This is a genomic window from Arthrobacter sp. NEB 688 (assembly GCF_013201035.1).
Lineage (GTDB): Bacteria > Actinomycetota > Actinomycetes > Actinomycetales > Dermatophilaceae > Phycicoccus.
This window is the reverse complement of record NZ_CP053707.1, coordinates 695,881-712,045: the sequence shown is the minus strand read 5'-3', so window position 1 is coordinate 712,045 and position 16,165 is coordinate 695,881. Positions and strand designations below refer to the sequence as shown.

14 protein-coding genes are annotated in these 16,165 nt (G+C 73.7%); 9 read left to right on the top strand and 5 right to left on the bottom strand.

The annotated features are described in order from the left end of the window. Positions 1-127 precede the first annotated feature (127 nt). A complete protein-coding gene (locus tag HL663_RS03465) occupies positions 128-3,427 on the top strand; it encodes an ExeM/NucH family extracellular endonuclease (protein WP_216842666.1) in 3,300 nt (1,099 codons plus the stop codon). A gap of 97 nt (positions 3,428-3,524) precedes the next feature. Here the strand turns inward: HL663_RS03465 and HL663_RS03460 are convergent, their stop codons facing one another. Further along, positions 3,525-5,063, bottom strand: coding sequence for a DEAD/DEAH box helicase (locus HL663_RS03460; RefSeq protein ID WP_173027081.1), 1,539 nt, complete (start codon positions 5,061-5,063; stop codon positions 3,525-3,527). A 243-nt stretch (positions 5,064-5,306) separates the two neighbouring features. Then, positions 5,307-6,266: an ROK family protein gene (locus tag HL663_RS03455; RefSeq protein ID WP_173027080.1), complete on the bottom strand. Its 960-nt coding sequence runs from the start codon at positions 6,264-6,266 to the stop codon at positions 5,307-5,309. 91 nt (positions 6,267-6,357) lie between these two features. Here HL663_RS03455 and HL663_RS03450 point away from each other — a divergent pair, with 91 nt between their 5' ends. The 4 genes from HL663_RS03450 to HL663_RS03435 all read left to right on the top strand — a co-directional run bounded on the left by HL663_RS03450 (position 6,358) and on the right by HL663_RS03435 (position 10,436). Continuing rightward, on the top strand, positions 6,358-7,164 hold the full coding sequence (locus HL663_RS03450) for a DeoR/GlpR family DNA-binding transcription regulator (protein WP_173027079.1): 807 nt from the start codon (positions 6,358-6,360) through the stop codon (positions 7,162-7,164). A gap of 224 nt (positions 7,165-7,388) precedes the next feature. Beyond that, positions 7,389-8,648: an ABC transporter substrate-binding protein gene (locus tag HL663_RS03445; protein WP_286175898.1), complete on the top strand. Its 1,260-nt coding sequence runs from the start codon at positions 7,389-7,391 to the stop codon at positions 8,646-8,648. 1 nt (position 8,649) lies between these two features. After that, positions 8,650-9,615 carry a carbohydrate ABC transporter permease gene (locus tag HL663_RS03440; RefSeq protein ID WP_286175897.1) on the top strand — a complete coding sequence of 322 codons (966 nt, stop codon included), beginning with the start codon at positions 8,650-8,652 and terminating at the stop codon, positions 9,613-9,615. After that, positions 9,612-10,436: a carbohydrate ABC transporter permease gene (locus HL663_RS03435; RefSeq protein WP_173027078.1), complete on the top strand. Its 825-nt coding sequence runs from the start codon at positions 9,612-9,614 to the stop codon at positions 10,434-10,436. Before HL663_RS03440 ends, HL663_RS03435 begins: the two co-directional genes overlap by 4 nt. Before the next feature lie 408 nt (positions 10,437-10,844). Here the strand turns inward: HL663_RS03435 and HL663_RS03430 are convergent, their stop codons facing one another. Further along, positions 10,845-11,552, bottom strand: a complete 708-nt coding sequence (locus tag HL663_RS03430; RefSeq protein WP_286175896.1) for a M50 family metallopeptidase — start codon at positions 11,550-11,552, stop codon at positions 10,845-10,847. Between the two features lie 70 nt (positions 11,553-11,622). Between HL663_RS03430 and HL663_RS03425 the strand changes: the two genes are divergently transcribed. The 3 genes from HL663_RS03425 to HL663_RS03415 all read left to right on the top strand — a co-directional run bounded on the left by HL663_RS03425 (position 11,623) and on the right by HL663_RS03415 (position 13,611). Continuing rightward, entirely contained in the window at positions 11,623-12,546 is a 924-nt protein-coding gene (locus HL663_RS03425) for an N-acetylglucosamine-6-phosphate deacetylase (protein ID WP_173027076.1), read from the top strand. An 85-nt stretch (positions 12,547-12,631) separates the two neighbouring features. Then, positions 12,632-13,300: an LON peptidase substrate-binding domain-containing protein gene (locus tag HL663_RS03420; protein WP_173027075.1), complete on the top strand. Its 669-nt coding sequence runs from the start codon at positions 12,632-12,634 to the stop codon at positions 13,298-13,300. A gap of 29 nt (positions 13,301-13,329) precedes the next feature. Beyond that, positions 13,330-13,611, top strand: a complete 282-nt coding sequence (locus tag HL663_RS03415) for a MazG nucleotide pyrophosphohydrolase domain-containing protein (RefSeq protein WP_173027074.1) — start codon at positions 13,330-13,332, stop codon at positions 13,609-13,611. 22 nt (positions 13,612-13,633) lie between these two features. Here the strand turns inward: HL663_RS03415 and HL663_RS03410 are convergent, their stop codons facing one another. Beyond that, entirely contained in the window at positions 13,634-14,332 is a 699-nt protein-coding gene (locus HL663_RS03410; RefSeq protein WP_173027073.1) for a dienelactone hydrolase family protein, read from the bottom strand. Between the two features lie 192 nt (positions 14,333-14,524). Continuing rightward, complete coding sequence (locus HL663_RS03405; RefSeq protein ID WP_173027072.1) at positions 14,525-15,292, bottom strand: fructosamine kinase family protein; 768 nt, start codon at positions 15,290-15,292, stop codon at positions 14,525-14,527. A 93-nt stretch (positions 15,293-15,385) separates the two neighbouring features. Between HL663_RS03405 and HL663_RS03400 the strand changes: the two genes are divergently transcribed. Further along, complete coding sequence (locus HL663_RS03400; RefSeq protein WP_173027071.1) at positions 15,386-16,159, top strand: GAF and ANTAR domain-containing protein; 774 nt, start codon at positions 15,386-15,388, stop codon at positions 16,157-16,159. Positions 16,160-16,165: the final 6 nt, after the last annotated feature.

Below are 16,165 nucleotides of genomic sequence, written 5' to 3'. Positions count from 1 at the left end.
GACCGTTCACGGATCGGCCCCGCGCTCCGGTGGCCGAGGTCGGACCCCGGTGTTAGGTTCGCCGCGCGACGGGGGCCGAGGGGCCGTTGACAGGCCGCCCCCCTCCCGTCCTGACCCAGGAGGATGCATGACCCGGACGCCCCTGTGGCGGCTGCTGACGGGGGTCGCCACGGGCGCCCTCGCGCTCGCCGCCCCGGTCGCCCTGACGCCCCCCACGGCGTCGGCTGCCACAGCTGACCTCTTCTTCTCGGAGTACGTCGAGGGATCGAGCAACAACAAGGCGGTGGAGGTCTTCAACGGCACCAGCGCCCCCGTCGACCTCACCGCCGGCCAGTACTCGGTCCAGGTGTTCGCCAACGGCTCGTCGACCGGCAGCGCCCCCATCGCGCTCGCCGGCACGGTCGCCGCGGGCGACGTGTTCGTCCTCGCGAACACCTCGGCCAACGCCACGCTCAAGCCCCTCGCCGACCAGCTGTCGGGCAGCGCGAACTGGAACGGCAACGACGCCGTCGTCCTGCGCAAGGGCGACGCCGTCCTCGACGTCATCGGGCAGGTCGGCACCGACCCCGGCAACGCCGGATGGGGCTCCGGGGACACGACGACCTTCGACCACACGCTGCGCCGGATGGCCACCGTCTGCGCCGGCGACATCGACGGCAGCGACGCCTTCGACCCCGCCGCGCAGTGGGACGGCTTCGCGCGCGACACCTTCGACGGCCTCGGCACCCACGCGGTGACCGGCTGCGGCGGCGACCCGACCCAGGACGAGGCCCCCTCGGTCCTGTCCACGACGCCGGCCGACGGCGGCACCGTCACCCCGCGCCAGCGCCTCGGCGTCACCTTCTCCGAGCCGGTCGCGCTCGCCGCCGACGCCGCGACCCTCGCGTGCTCCACCTCCGGCGACGTCGCCCTCACCGTCTCCGGCGGCCCCACCGACTACTCGATGACGCCCGCCTCGCCGCTGGCGGACGGCGAGTCCTGCACCCTCACCGTGGCCGCCGCCGGCGTCACCGACCTCGACCAGGTCGACCCGCCGGACACGATGACCGCCGACGTCACGCGCCGCTTCACCGTCGCGAGCTCCTGCGACACCGACTTCACGCCGGCCTACGCCATCCAGGGCAGCGGCGCCACGGCCGCCGTCACCGGCCCGGTCTCCACCGAGGGCGTCGTCGTCGCCGACTACCAGGGCCCCTCCCCGACCCTGCGCGGCTTCTACGTCCAGGACCTCGAGGGTGACGGCGACCCCGCCACCTCCGACGCCGTGTTCGTGTTCACCGGCAACGCCGACAACGCCTCCGTCGGTGACGTCGTCCACGTCACCGGCACCGCGGGCGAGAACCAGGGCCAGACCCAGGTCTCCGCGAGCAACGTCGAGGTCTGCGGCACCGGCTCGGTCGCCCCGACCGAGGTCGCCCTGCCCCTGACGAGCGCCGACGACCTCGAGCGCCACGAGGGCATGCTCGTCACCTTCCCGCAGGAGCTGACCGTCACCGAGCTCTTCCAGCTCGGCCGCTTCGGCCAGGTCACCGTCTCCTCGGGCGGCCGCCTCCAGCAGCCGACCAACGTCGTCGCCCCCGGCCCCGAGGCCAACGCCCTCCAGGCGAAGAACGACCTCAACCGCCTCCTCATCGACGACACGACCCAGGCCCAGAACCCGGACCCGATCGTGTGGGGCCGTGGCGGTCGCCCGCTGAGCGCCGAGAACACCCTGCGCGGCGGCGACACCGTCACCCGCGCCACCGGGGTCCTCACCTACACGTGGGGTGGGAACTCGGCCAGCCCGAACGCCTACCGCCTGCGGCCGGTGACGGCCGACGGCGCGGGCATCGAGTTCGCGGCCGCCAACCCGCGTCCGACCGCCGCCCCGAACGTCGGGGGTGACGTCCAGGTCGTCGGGATGAACCTGCTCAACTACTTCAACACCTTCACCGGGTGCACCGGTGGCGTCACGGGCGCCACGCTCGACTGCCGCGGCGCCGAGAACCAGGCCGAGCTCGACCGGCAGACGGCCAAGACCGTCGCGGCGATGACGACCCTCGACGCGGACGTCTTCGGCGTCAACGAGATCGAGAACGACGGCTACGGCCCGGACAGCGCGATCGCCTACCTCGTCGACCGGCTCAACGCGGCGACCGCCCCCGGCACCTTCGCCTACCTCGACGTCGACGCCCGCACCGGGCAGACCGACGCCATGGGCGACGACGCCATCAAGGTCGGCACGATCTACAAGCCGGGCGTCGTGACGCCCGTCGGCACGACGGCGGCGCTCAACTCGGCCGCCTTCGTCACCGGTGGCGACCCCGCCCCGCGCAACCGCGCCTCCCTCGCCCAGGCGTGGAAGGTCAACGCGACCGACGGCGTGTTCGTCACCGACGTCAACCACCTCAAGTCCAAGGGCTCGGCCTGCTCGGCCCCGGACACCGGTGACGGGCAGGGCAACTGCGCCGTCGTCCGCACCAACGCGGTGAAGACGCTCCTGGAGTGGCTCGGCACGGACCCGACCGGGACCGGTGACACCGACGTCCTCCTCGTCGGCGACTACAACTCGTACGCCAAGGAGACGCCCATCCGCACCCTCGAGGAGGGCGGCTTCACCAACCTCGTCGAGAAGTTCCAGGGCGAGGACGCCTACTCGTACGTCTTCGACGGGCAGTGGGGCTACCTCGACCAGGCGATGGGGTCGGCCTCGCTCGTCTCCCAGGTCACCGGGGTGGCGGACTACCACATCAACAGCGACGAGCCGTCGGTGCTGGACTACAACACCAACTTCAAGACCCCCGCCCAGGTCGCGTCGCTCTACGCGCCCGACCAGTACCGCGTCTCCGACCACGACCCGGTCATCGTGGGCCTCAGCCCGCGGGGTCCGCTCGCGGCGACGGCGGCCTTCGCCGACGCCTCGGTGCAGTGCGGCCGCGACAACGCCTCGCTCACCGTCTCGGTGGCCAACGCCGACGAGGCCACGACGGTCACCGTCGACTGGGGTGACGGGACGAGCTCGACCCGCGAGAACGCCTCGGGCGACGTGACGTTCGGTCACACCTACCGCACGGCCGGGAAGCACACGGCGACGGTCACCGTCACCGACGCCGCCGGCACGGTGGTGCGCACGAGCGCCGACGTCGTCGTCGACTACCGGCTCGACGTCCTGCCCCAGGGCACGCTGACCCTGCCCCGCGGGGTCACCGTCCCGGTCATCGCGGCCGTCCGCGACTGCACCGGGCTGCCGGCCCGGGGCATCGCCGCCCCGGTCGTCACGCTGACCGGCGCCGACGGCAGCACGGCCTCCAGCTCGACGATGCGGGCCGTCGGGCCGCTGTGGCTCGACACGGTGCGCACCAAGGGCCTGGCCAAGGGCACGTACACGCTGAGCGTGACCGTGCCGGCGACCGGTCAGACCGAGTCCTCGACGCTGCGCCTGCGCTGAGCGAGGACGGGGCCTGACCGGCCCGGTCCGCACGACGGACCCCCGGGTCGCCACGCAGGTGGCGGCCCGGGGGTCCGGTCGTGAGGGGTGCGGTCGCTCAGGCGCCGCGGCGCGGGCGGGCGCTCTGCGAGAACGACGCCGCCGAGCCACCGGGACGGCCACCGGCCGCCCCGCCACTCGAGGACGCGCGGCGGGGACCCGACCGGGCCGGGCGGCCGGAGGCCTGCCCGCCGGTGCGCGCCTGGCCCTGGGTGCCACGACCGGAGCCTGCGGTGGAGCCACCCCGGCCCGCGCCGGAGGCCTGGCCGCGGCCGGAGCCGCCGCCCTGGCCACCACGGGCGGACGAGGAACCGGTGCGCTGGCCGCGGGCCGGACGAGCGGAGCGCGAGCCCTGCCCGGAGCCACCCCGGCCGGAGCCGCCACGCCCACCGTCGGACGCGGGGGCGAGGACGATCCCGCCCTCGACGAACGAGCGCTCACCCGGCGCGAGCCGGCCGAGCATCGGGTGCTTGGCGTCGACCCGGGTCGTCGTCGGCTTGACGCCGGCCTTGCGGGTGAGGTCGCGGACGTCGCGCACCTGGTCGTCGGTCATCAGCGTGACGACCGTGCCGGAGGCGCCGGCGCGCGCCGTGCGGCCGGAGCGGTGCAGGTACGCCTTGTGCTCGACCGGCGGGTCGGCGTGGATGACGAGGGCGACCTCGTCGACGTGGATGCCGCGCGCCGCGATGTCGGTGGCGACGAGGGTCTTGGCGGTGCCGGCGTGGAAGGCCTCCATCGTCCGGGTGCGCGCGCCCTGGCTGAGGTTGCCGTGCAGCTCGACCGCCGCGACACCGGCCGCGTTGAGCTGCTTCGCGAGCTTCTTCGCGCGGTGCTTGGTGCGGGTGAAGACGACGGTGCGGCCGGGGGCGGCGGTGAGGTCGACGAGCACGGGCAGGTGGTCGTTCGCGTCGACGTGCAGGACGTGGTGGTCCATCTTCGCGACCGGCGACTGGGCCGAGTCGGCCTCGTGCGTGACGGGCTGGTGCAGGTAGCGCCGGGCGATGACGCCGATGCCGGCGTCGAGGGTGGCGGAGAACAGCATCCGCTGGCCGCGCGACGGGGTGGCGTCGAGGAGGCGCCGGACCTGCGGGAGGAAGCCGAGGTCGGCCATGTGGTCGGCCTCGTCGATGACGGTCACCTCCACGGCGTCGAGGGACACGTGGCCCTGGCCCATGAGGTCCTCGAGGCGGCCCGGGCAGGCGACGACGACGTCGACGCCCTTGCGCAGCGCGGTCACCTGCGGGTTCTGGCCGACCCCGCCGAAGACGGTGCGCGAGGTGAGGCCGAGGACGCTCGCCAGCGGCGTCATCGCGTCCTCGATCTGGGTCGCGAGCTCACGCGTCGGGGCGAGGATCAGCGCGCGGGGACGCTTGGACTGCCGACGGGTCCCGCTCTGCGAGAGGCGGGTCAGCAGGGGCAGGAGGAAGGCGACCGTCTTGCCGGAGCCGGTGCGGCCACGGCCGAGGACGTCCCGGCCGGCGAGCGAGTCGGGCAGCGTGGAGGCCTGGATGGGGGTCGGGGTCGTGATCCCGCCGGAGGCGAGCACGTCGACGAGGGGGGTCGGCACGCCGAGCGCGCCGAAGGAGGAGGTGGACACGAAGGGGTCTCCCGGGTGTGGGCGTCGCAGGTCCGCGGGCGGCAGCGACGGGGCTGGATGTTCTGCCGGGCGGGGCTCTGGGGCCGCGGCGCAGGTGAAGTGGACCGGGTCCGTCACGCAGGCATCGACATCGGAGAGAACGAGGGGCCCGAGGCAGAACTGGGCGGGCCGCTGGTCATCAGTCTACCGCCCGGTGGGTGCGTGCCCCGACCACCGGGGTCCTTCGGGGGGTCCCGGTCCGGCTCAACCGGCGTCGTGGAGGTGCGCCGCGCCGATGGCCCCGGCCCAGTCCCCGAGCTCGGCGCCGACGACCTCGAGGGCGTCGTCCGGGCCGCGTGTGCGCAGGGCGGTCCGGAGCGGGTCGAGGAGGACCGGACCGGCCTGGGCCATGCCGCCGCCGACGACGACGCGGCGGGTGCCGGCCGATGCGACGACGGGTGCGAGCGCCCCGGCGAGGACGTCCACGGCGTCGTTCCAGATGCGTTGTGCGACAGGGTCTCCGGCGACGACGGCCTCGGCGACCGTGCGCGCGTCCCCGTCCCGGCCGGCCTCGCGCCAGCGGCGACCGACGGCCCCGGCGCCGGTGAGGGCCTCGAGGCACCCGGCCCGTCCGCAGCCGCAGCGCGGCCCGGCGGGGTCGACGACGACGTGCCCGATCTCGCCCGACCAGGAGGAGCCACGGACGACGCGTCCGGCCGTCATGAGGGCGACCGCGATGCCGGTGCCGAGGGGGACGAACAGCACGTCGTCGGCCCCCCGGGCGGCCCCCAGCAGGTGCTCGCCGAGCAGGCCGGCCCGCACGTCGTGCCCGACGGCGAGGCGACCGGGCACGCGCCCGCGGACGGCGCCGAGGAGGTCGAGGTCGCGCCACCCGAGGTTGGCCGACCACTCCCCGATGCCCGCGCGCTCGTCGACGAGGCCGGGCACGACGACCCCGACCCGTGACGGTGCGGGGGTCGGCGACCCCTCGTTCGCGGCCCCGGCGAGCAGGCGCTGGACGCATCCCTGCACGACCTCGCCGAAGCGACGGGCCAGATCGGTGGGCGTCGGCTGCACGTCGCGCGCGACCACCGAACCACCCTGCACGAGAACGGTCTTGATGCGCGTGCCGCCGACGTCGACGCCGACGGCGCTGCCGTCGCCGCGACCCTCGCCGCTGCCGGTCGAGCGGCCGCGCGAGGCGGGTGCGCCGGGGTCGCTCACCGGGTCCTCCTCGTGCGCGAATGCGATGGGTTGGCGGGCCGATCGAGCATAGACGCACGCGCGGGCGGCGGCCTCGCCCTACGATGACCGCGTGAGCGACGAGGCCGGCGGTACCCGCACGCCGACCGCGCGATGGGCCTCCGTCCTCGACCTCCTGGCGACCCGCGGCCGGCTCTCGGTCACCGAGACCTCGCGCGAGCTCGGCGTCTCGGAGGCCACCGTGCGACGCGACTTCACCGAGCTCGCCCGCCGGCAGCTCGTGACCCGCCACCACGGCGGGGTCGTCGCCACGGCCGTCGCCTACGAGCTGCCCTACCGCTACCGCGCAAGCCAGACCGACGAGGGCATCGACCGCATCGCCGCGCGCGCCGCGGCCCTGGTCGGCCCCGGCGAGGTCGTCGCGCTCAACGGCGGGACGACGACGACGGCGACCGCCCGCGCCCTGACCTCCCGCGAGGACCTGGTCGGTGAGGACGGCCCGACGCTGACGATCGTCACCAACGCGCTGAACATCGCCGCCGAGGCGGTGCTGCGCCCGCACGTCCAGTGCGTCTCCCTGGGCGGGGTCGCCCGGCCGGAGTCCTACGAGGTCACCGGTCCGCTGGCCGCGCAGGTCATCGAGCAGCTGTGGTTCGACGTCGCCGTCGTCGGGGTCAACGCCCTCTCGGCCGTCGAGGGAGCGACCTGCCGCTTCGAGGACGAGGCCGCGGTCGTGCGCTCGATGGTCGAGCGCTCGCGGCGGGTCGTCGTCGTCGCCGCCGCGGCCAAGCTCGGGATGCGGACATTCGCCGCCATCTGCCCCGCGGAGCGCATCGGCACCCTCGTGACGACGGCGCAGGACGACGCCCCGGAGGTGGTCGCGCTGCGCGAGCGCGGCGTCGAGGTGCTCTGCGTCTGACCCCGCGCCGCCCGGGTGGCCGACCCGCCCGAGGTGCTGTTCACTGCTCGGGACAGCAGCCGCGACACACCGGGCGGATGAGCGTTCGTGATCACTTCGTTCACCTATCGCTCACAAACGTGCGCGTGTGTACAGTGGCAGGCGCCCGAGCCGGCGGGTGGTCGGAAGCCACGCGGCGAGCAGGGCCAGCACGCCGGACCTCCGGCTTCTCGACGAGGAGAGCGATGAGCAGCACGCGACGACACATCATGCTGGCCGCGACCGCGGTGACGGGGGCCCTGGTGCTCTCGGCCTGCGGCGGCGGCACGGGGGCCGGGCAGGCCTCCGGGGGCTCGGGGGACGGCGAGAAGGCCACCTCGATCACCCTCATGGCGGCCGAGTACTCCAAGGACAACACCAAGGCGTTCTGGGACTCCTTCGCGAAGGAGTACAAGAGCAAGTACGGCTACACGCTCAACGTCAACGTCGTCAGCTGGGACAACATCGACCAGCAGTCCTCGACGATGATCCAGAACAACCAGCCGCCGGACATCCTCAACCTCAACGCGTACGCCAGCTACGCCAAGGACGGCCTGCTCTACGACGCCGACGCGGTCCTCCCCTCCGAGGTCAAGTCCGACATCCTGCCGACGTTCGTCAAGTACGGCACCTACGACGGCAAGTTCTACGGCTTCCCCGACCTCTCCAGCGCCCGCGCGCTCTTCTACAACAAGACCCTCTTCGAGAAGGCCGGCATCACCGCCCCGCCGACGACGTGGGCCGAGCTCGAGGCCGACGCGAAGAAGGTCAAGGACGCGACCGGCGACGCCGGCTACGCGATGCCGCTCGGCCCGGAGGAGTCGCAGGGCGAGTTCTCGATGTGGCTGTTCAACAACGGCGGCGACTGGAAGACCGACGGCTCCTGGTCGATCAACTCCGAGAAGAACGTCGAGACGCTGACCTTCCTCAAGAAGCTCGCCGACGAGAAGCTCACCCAGTCCAACCCGGCCCGCACCAACCGTGCCGACGCCTTCGACCTCTTCAAGTCCGGCAAGGCCGGGATGGTGGTCGGCTTCAGCCCGCTCGCGGCGGCCCTCGACGCCGACAAGACGGTCGACTACGGGGTCGCGCCCTTCCCGTCCAACGACGGCTCGGAGAGCAAGACCTTCGGCGTCACCGACTACCTCATGGCCTTCAAGAAGAGCGGCAACCAGGACGCGGTCAAGGCCTTCTACGAGCTCTACTACGACAAGGCCCAGATCAACACCTTCATCGAGAAGGAGGGCTTCCTCCCGGTGACGACGTCCGGCCTGGAGTACTTCCAGAAGGACGACAAGCTCAAGGTCTACCTCGACACCCTGCCGAACGCGCGGCTCACCCCGACCGACGACCCCACCTGGGACAAGGTCAAGCTCGCCGTCCAGCAGAACCTCGGCTCCGCGATGACCGAGGACCCGAAGTCGGTCCTCGACAAGCTGCAGCAGTCGGCCGAGGCACAGGGCTGACGTGACGACGACCGACGACGTCCAGGCGCCGTCGGCCCGCACCACCCCCGGCGGTCCGCGCTCCTCGCGCCGGACCGCCGGGGTCGGTCGGGTCAGCGCGCCGGTCGCGCTGCTCTGGCTGGCCCCCGCCATCGCCCTCATCGTCGGCGTGGTGTTCTACCCGGCGGTCATGCTCTTCCGCGCCTCGCGCTCCGAGTACTCCATCACCGGGCTCTACAAGGGTGCGGCCGGCTGGGACAACTACGCCAAGGTGCTGTCCTACCCGGACCTGCCCGTGGTGCTGAAGAACACCGTCGTGTGGGTGGTCGCGGTCGTCGCCATCACGATCGTCCTCGCGCTGGCGCTCGCGCAGCTCCTCGTCAAGGACTTCCCCGGGCGCCGCTTCGTGCGCTGGGCGGTCATCGTGCCGTGGGCCGCCTCGCTCGTCATCACGAGCCAGCTGTTCGTGCTGCTCTACGACAGCAACTACGGCCTCATCAACCACGTCCTGACCGGGCTGCACGTCATCGACGAGCCGATCAGCTTCCTCGGCGACGACCGCTTCACGATGGCCTCGATGATCGTCGTCGGCGTCTTCGTGTCGCTGCCCTTCACGATCTTCGTCTTCATCGCCGGGCTGGCCGCCATCCCGGACGACGTCATGGAGGCAGCCGAGGTCGACGGCGCCTCGCCCTGGCAGCGCTGGCGGCAGATCACCTTCCCGCTGCTGCGCCCGGCGATGCTCATCGCGACGGTGCTCAACACGATCTACGTGTTCAACAGCTTCCCGATCATCTACACGCTCAACGACCGCAACCCGGGCTTCTCGCACGACACCCTCATCACGTTCATGTACAAGCTCGCGTTCAAGAGCCAGGAGAAGGACGTGGGGATGTCGGCCGCGACGGGCGTGCTCAACGTGGCGATCATCCTGCTCGTCGTCCTCGTCTACCTCAAGGTCGTCAACTGGCGGGAGGAGACCCGATGACGAAGACCCGCCGCCCCCGGCTCGTCGCGTTCACCGCGGCCGTCGTCGCGCTCGTCTTCCTCGCGCCGTACGTCGTCATGGTGCTCGACAGCCTCCGCACGAGCACCGACGTCAAGACGACCCCGCCGTCGTTCCTGCCGCGCGTGTGGCAGTGGGACACCTACGCGACCGTCATCGGCGACGGCCGCTTCCCGCACTGGCTGCTCACGTCGCTGCTCGTCTCGCTCGGCGCGACGGCCGTCGTCGTGGTCGTGGCGATCCCGGCGGCGTACATGACCGCGCGGCACCGCTTCCCGGGCCGTGGCGTCTTCCTGCTCGTCGTCCTCGTCACGCAGATGTTCGCGCCGACCTCGCTCGTCGTCGGGCTCTACCGGCAGTTCTTCGAGCTCAACATGATCAACACCTACGGCGCGCTCATCATCACGAACGCGGCGTTCAACCTGGCCTTCGCGATCTGGATCCTCCACGGGTTCTTCTCCTCGATCCCGCTCGAGGTCGAGGAGGCCGCGGCGCTCGACGGCGTCGGCCGGGTCGGGATGCTGCGCCGGATCATGCTGCCGCTGACGCTGCCCGGGCTCGTCACCGCGACGATCTTCACGTTCATCGCGGCGTGGAACGAGTACGTCGTCGCGCTCACCCTGATGATCGACGACGACAAGAAGCCGCTGACGGTCGGCTTCCGCTCGTACGTCACCGGCTACGAGCAGAACTGGGACCAGCTGTTCGCGGCGTCGGTCATCGCCGTCGTGCCGGTCGTCATCCTCTTCGCGGTCATCGAGAAGCACCTCGTCGGCGGCCTCACCGCCGGCTCCGTCAAGTAGCGCCACCCCGCAGCCCCGACCGGTTGCGCATCCACCACTTCCAGGAGCCGTCCGGCGGGGTGCGGAGATGGCGGATGGGCAAGAAGTCGGATCATCCGGGCCCTCACGTCCCGACTCATTGCGAGTTCCGCCGCTCGGCGCGCCGCTCCCACGGCGTGTCGGCGGCGGAACTCGCAACAAGTGGGATGGGTCAGGCGCCGAGGGGACCGGCGCTGCCACTTCGTGCTCCCGATGGTGGGCAACACGCCCACGCGGAGCCAGTCCCCTCTGCGTGTTGCCTCCTCTCGAGACGCGCGGCCCTCCGTCCCAACTCATTGCGGCCTCCTTCCCGACTGATTGCGAGTTCCGCCGCTCGGCGCGCCGCTCCCACGGCGTGTCGGCGGCGGAACTCGCAACAAGTGGGATGGGTCAGGGGCGCAGGGCGGGGAGGACGGCGCCGAGCAGGACCCATGTCGAGGCCGCGAGGACGAGCGCGAAGCTCGCCAGCCAGAGCACGCGCGGCACCCGGGTCAGCTGCGCGAGGACGGCGGGGTCGCTCGTGCCGGGGTCGCGGGCGCCCGCCACCGCCGCGAGATGGCGCCACGCCCCGACGACGAGGACGATCCCGACGCCGACGAGCACCTGTGCCTGCACCCGACCGGCGCCCGACCACCACAGCCAGGCCGTCGCCGCCCCGACCCCGAGCACGACGAGCACGGTGAGCGCCGAGCGCGAGCGCAGGAGGGCGACGACCAGGACGACGAGGACGGCCGCGAGCACCGGCGCCGCCCAGCCGCGCACGCCCAGCCAGGCGAGCGCCGCCCCGACGACCGCGGGCGCCGGGTAGCCGGCCCACGTCGTCGCGAGGCGCCCGGGCCCGCGCGCGGGGCCCACCGTCACCGCGTGACCCGACATGTCGCCGCGCAGGACGAACCCGGTGAACCGCCGGCCGACGAGCATCCCGACGACCGCGTGGCCGAGCTCGTGGACGAGGGTCACCCCGAGCCGCAGCACCGACCACACCGGCCCCACCCCGACGGCGACGACCGCCCCGACGAGGACGACGAGCACCGGCCGGCCGGAGAGGGCCACCTCCCCGACGGGCTGCACCCGCTGCCACACCTCGTCGACGTCCACGGTGACGGACCGTAACCGCCCGACCTGTGCCGCCGGTGGGAGGCCGCCGCCTGCCGGTAGCGTCGGCGGGATGAACGGCCTCGTCGACATCCACTGCCACGGCGCCGCCGGTGCCGAGCTCGGCTCCACGACCGAGGGCTCGCGCACCGCCGCGGCGCACCACCGGGCGGCCGGGGTCGAGCACCTCGTCGCGAGCCTCGTCTCGGCGCCCTTCGACGACCTCGTCGCGCAGGTCGCGACGCTCGGCCCGCTCGTCGCCGACGGCACGCTGGCCGGCATCCACCTCGAGGGTCCCTTCCTCGCGCACGGACGCCGCGGCGCGCACGACCCCGCCGCCCTCACCGACCCCGACCCGGCGCTCGTCGAGCGGCTCGCGGAGGCCGCCGCCCTCGCCGGCGCCCCGGACGCCCTGCGCCAGATGACGATCGCCCCCGAGCGGCCCGGCGCCGACCGGCTGGTCCGCGCCCTCGTCGAGCACGGGGTGCGGCCGGCCGTCGGGCACACCGAGGCAGACGCCGCCGTCACCGCGCGCACGCTGGCGACCGTCGCCGACCTCCAGGGCGCCCCCGCCCTCGTCACGCACCTGTTCAACGGGATGGCGCCGATGCACCACCGGGCCGGCGGGCCGGTCGCGGCCGCGCTGGCCGCGGCGGCCCGCGGCGACGCCGTCGTCGAGCTCATCGCCGACGGGGTGCACGTCGCGCCCGAGGTGGTCCGGATGGTCTTCGAGACGGTCGGGCCCGGCGGCATCGCCCTCGTCTCGGACGCGATGGCCGCGACCGGGCTCGGTGACGGGCGCTACCGGCTCGGGGGGCTCGAGGTCGAGGTGCACGAGGGCACGGCGCGCACGACCGACACCGGCTCGATCGCCGGCAGCACCTCGACGCTCGCCGACTGTGTCCGGTGGTGCCTCGAGGTCGTCGGCCTGCCCGAGGACGACGTCCTCGCCACCGCGAGCACGACCCCGGCGCGGGCCCTCGGGCTGCTCGTCTGACGGCGGCCCGCCGCGGCCCTCGACGCCCGCGCGCAGGGTGCGGGTGCATCAGGTGCCGGGGCGCCGGGCGTGCCTACAGTGGGGCATGGACTCGCTGCCCATCTTCCCGCTCGGCGGGGTCCTGCTGCCCGGCTCCCGGATGCCGCTGCAGCTCTTCGAGCCGCGCTACCTCGACCTCGCCCAGCACCTGGCCGCCGAGCCCGAGGAGGAGCGCCGCTTCGGCATCGTCCGGATCCGCCAGGGCCACGAGGTCGGCGAGGGCGCGGCGACCGACCTGCACGAGATCGGCTGCGAGGCCGTCGTCGACGCGATGGCCGTGGCGCAGGGCTCGGCCGGCGCGGTCGTGCACCTCGTCGCCCGGGGCGGCCGGCGCTTCCGGCTCGACGGCCTCGACGAGGGCGCCGGCACCTCGTTCCTCACCGGCCGGGTCTCGTGGCTGCTCGAGCCCGCCGCCGCGTCCGACCCCGACCTCAAGGCGCTGAGCGCGCGGGTGCTCGCCGCGCACGCGACCTACCTCGCGTCCCTCGGCGCCACCGCGGACCCGGTCGAGGAGGGCCGGGCGGTCGACCTCGCCTACCGCGTCGTGGAGCGGATGGTCCTCGAGCCGAGCGACCGCCAGCGGGTGCTCGACTCGGCCGACGCCGTGACCCGGCTGCGGCTCGTGCTCTCGCTCCTGACCCGCGAGACGGCCATCGTCCAGCGCTTCCGGGCGGTCCCGACGCCGACCGACCTCGGCGGGGCGTCCCTCAACTGAGCCGACCCCCGGCTCGTAGGCTGCCGGGCATGGACCTCGGGCACCTCCAGCGCGTCATCGAGCAGACCTACGGCGAGCGCGACCGCGCCCGGGGTGTGCCGAGCACCGTCGCGTGGCTGGCCGAGGAGGTCGGCGAGCTCGCGCAGGCCGTCCGCAAGGGCACGCACGCGCAGTGCGAGCACGAGTTCGCCGACGTCGTGGCGTGGGTCGCCTCCCTCGCGAACCAGACGGGGGTCGACCTCGACGCGGCGCTCGCGCGCTACGCCGACGGCTGCCCCAAGTGCCACGCGATGCCCTGCGCCTGCGCCTGAGCGAGCGGCTCCCGGGGTCGGGTCAGCCGGTGGGCAGCACGCGCGCCAGGTAGTCCTCGGTGCGCGACCACGCCGCGGCGGAGGCCTCGGCGTCGTGGTTGACGAAGTCGGGGTTGTCGAACGCGTGGTCGGCCCCGGGGTAGGTGACGACCTCGGTCGGTGCGTCGCCGCTGGTCACCGCGGTCGTGATGCGCTCGACGACGTCCATCGGGAGGTAGGCGTCGGACTCGCCGAAGACGTGGAGCGAGGGGGTCGACACGGACGGCACGGCCTCCACGAGCTGCGGCAGCGCCGACCCGTAGAACGAGACGAGGGCATCCGCCGGCGACTGCGCGACCACGGCGTACCCGAGCCCGCCGCCGAAGCAGAACCCGACGACGCCCACGCCGCCGGTCACGGCGTCGTCGTGGCGCAGCGCCCGCAGCGCCTGGGTCGCATCGGCGACGGCGGCGTCCCAGTCGAGGCGGCCGAGCAGCCCCATCGCCTCCTCGAGCATCGCGGGGCCGTCGGCGACCTCCGCGACGCCGAGGCGCCAGAAGATCTCGGGCGCGAGGACGACGTACCCCTGCGCGGCGAGGTCCTCGGCGCGGCGGCGGATGTAGGGGCTGACGCCGAAGATCTCCTGCAGCAGGAGGATGCCGGGGCCGCTGCCGCCCTCGGGGAGCCAGCGGTGGGCCGGCATCGTGCCGTCGGGGAGGGTGACGTCGACGCGCTCGCTCATGGGGTCAGTATGTCGAGTGCCGTCCGGTCGGCACCGTGGGCGGGCGTGCCGGAATCGTCGAAAGTGTCGATTCGTGCACGGTCGGCGTGGCCCGGGCGTGCATCAATCGTCGAAAGTGTCGATTCGCGCACGGTGGACGCTGCCCGGGCGTGCAGGAATCGTCGAAAGTGTCGATTCCTGCACGGTCGGGGGTCAGAGGTAGCGGCGCGCGGCGTCGAGGGCCTGGCGGACGTAGCCGCCCCCGAAGAGCACGGCGTGCAGCAGCAGCGGGTGCACCTGGTGCAGCTGCACCCGCGAGCGCCAGCCGTCGGCCAGGGGCGCGGCCTCGTCGTAGGCCGCGAGCAGCCGCTCGAGCCCCGGGGCGCCGAAGAGGGCGAGCAGCGCGAGGTCGCCCTCGCGGTGGCCGCCGTGGGCCGCCGGGTCGATGAGCACCGCGCCCTCGCGCGTCCACACGACGTTGCCCGACCAGAGGTCGCCGTGCAGGCGGGCGGGCGCGTCGGGGGTGTCGAACGCCCCGGACCCGACCCGCTCCGCGAGCCGTTCGAGCACCGCGACGTCGGCGTCGTCGAAGGTGCCGCGCTCGCGGCCCAGGCGTGCCAGCGGCAGCACCCGGGCCTGGCCGTAGAACGCGCCCCAGGTGCCCCACCGGCCCAGGCGCAGCGGGAGCGGCTCGCTGAGCGGCCCGAGCCAGCCGTCGCCGTCCCAGCCGTCGGGGCCGGCGCCCCATCCGCCGGCGCCCACCGCGTGGAGCGTGGCGAGGCCGCGGCCGAGGTCCTCGGCGGCCCGCGGGGTCGGGGGCGCGGCGTCGAGGAGCGGCAGCTCGAGGTGGTGCGGGCCGGCGTCGAGGACCTCGGCCACGGCGGCGCCGCCCGCGGCCCCGAGCCAGCGCAGCCCGGCGGCCTCCCAGGCGAAGTAGCCGGCGGGGGCCGCCGTCGAGGTCTTGCGGTACCGGCGCGGCATGCGTCCCATCGTGGCATCCGCGGGCCCTCGCACCCGGGCGCGCTGGGTATCCTGCACGTCGAGCAGACCGGGTGACCTCGGAGGATTCCCCTGATGACGAACACGTTGACCATCCCGCCCCCGGAGGACGAGGACACCGACCAGGGTGCCCTCATGGCCCGTCTGTCCGACGAGGTGAGCGGCGTCCTGGCGTCGATGGGCGAGCTGTCGGACTACCTCGAGCGCGTCGTCCACGCGGTCCGCCGGGCCATCGACGGCTGCGACGAGGTGGGCGTGACGGTCCTGTCCAACGACCGGCCGCACACCGCCGCCTACACGACCGTCCAGACCCTCGAGATCGACGCCGTCCAGTACGCGCTCGACGAGGGCCCCTGCCTCGAGGCCGCCCGCACCCGCGCCGAGCAGCACGTGAGCGACCTCTGCACCGACGACGGCCGCTGGCCGCTGTTCGCCCAGGCCTCGCGCGAGGACGGCCTGCGCAGCCTGTACGCCGTCCCGCTCGTCAGCGGCGACCAGTGCGTCGGTGCGCTCAACCTCTACGCCTGGGCCACCGACGCCTTCGACGGCCTCGACGCCGCCCTCGTGCGGGTCGCGGCGAGCCGGTGCGCGGACGCCATCGTCGCCGTCACCGCCCTCGACGGGATGCGCGAGCTCGCCGGCCAGCTCGAGCAGGCGATGGCCAGCCGCGCCGTCATCGAGCAGGCGAAGGGCGTCATCATGGCGCTGCGCGGCGTGCCCGAGCACGACGCGTTCGAGATCCTGCGCAAGACCTCGCAGGACCGCAACGTCAAGGTGCGCGTGCTCGCCGAGGACGTCGTCGCCGGGGCCCTGCGCCGGGGGCCGGCGACCGGCGGTGCGAGCGCCTGACGCGCG

Excerpts from the sequence above, each read along its gene's own strand:
- HL663_RS03465 (WP_216842666.1), top strand. The coding sequence starts at position 128 with ATGACCCGGACGCCCCTGTGGCGGCTGCTGACGGGGGTCGCCACGGGC.
- HL663_RS03445 (WP_286175898.1), top strand. The coding sequence starts at position 7,389 with ATGAGCAGCACGCGACGACACATCATGCTGGCCGCGACCGCGGTGACG.
- HL663_RS03435 (WP_173027078.1), top strand. The coding sequence starts at position 9,612 with ATGACGAAGACCCGCCGCCCCCGGCTCGTCGCGTTCACCGCGGCCGTC.
- HL663_RS03425 (WP_173027076.1), top strand. The coding sequence starts at position 11,623 with ATGAACGGCCTCGTCGACATCCACTGCCACGGCGCCGCCGGTGCCGAG.
- HL663_RS03420 (WP_173027075.1), top strand. The coding sequence starts at position 12,632 with ATGGACTCGCTGCCCATCTTCCCGCTCGGCGGGGTCCTGCTGCCCGGC.
- HL663_RS03415 (WP_173027074.1), top strand. The coding sequence starts at position 13,330 with ATGGACCTCGGGCACCTCCAGCGCGTCATCGAGCAGACCTACGGCGAG.
- HL663_RS03410 (WP_173027073.1), bottom strand. The coding sequence starts at position 14,332 with ATGAGCGAGCGCGTCGACGTCACCCTCCCCGACGGCACGATGCCGGCC.
- HL663_RS03405 (WP_173027072.1), bottom strand. The coding sequence starts at position 15,292 with ATGCCGCGCCGGTACCGCAAGACCTCGACGGCGGCCCCCGCCGGCTAC.
- HL663_RS03400 (WP_173027071.1), top strand. The coding sequence starts at position 15,386 with ATGACGAACACGTTGACCATCCCGCCCCCGGAGGACGAGGACACCGAC.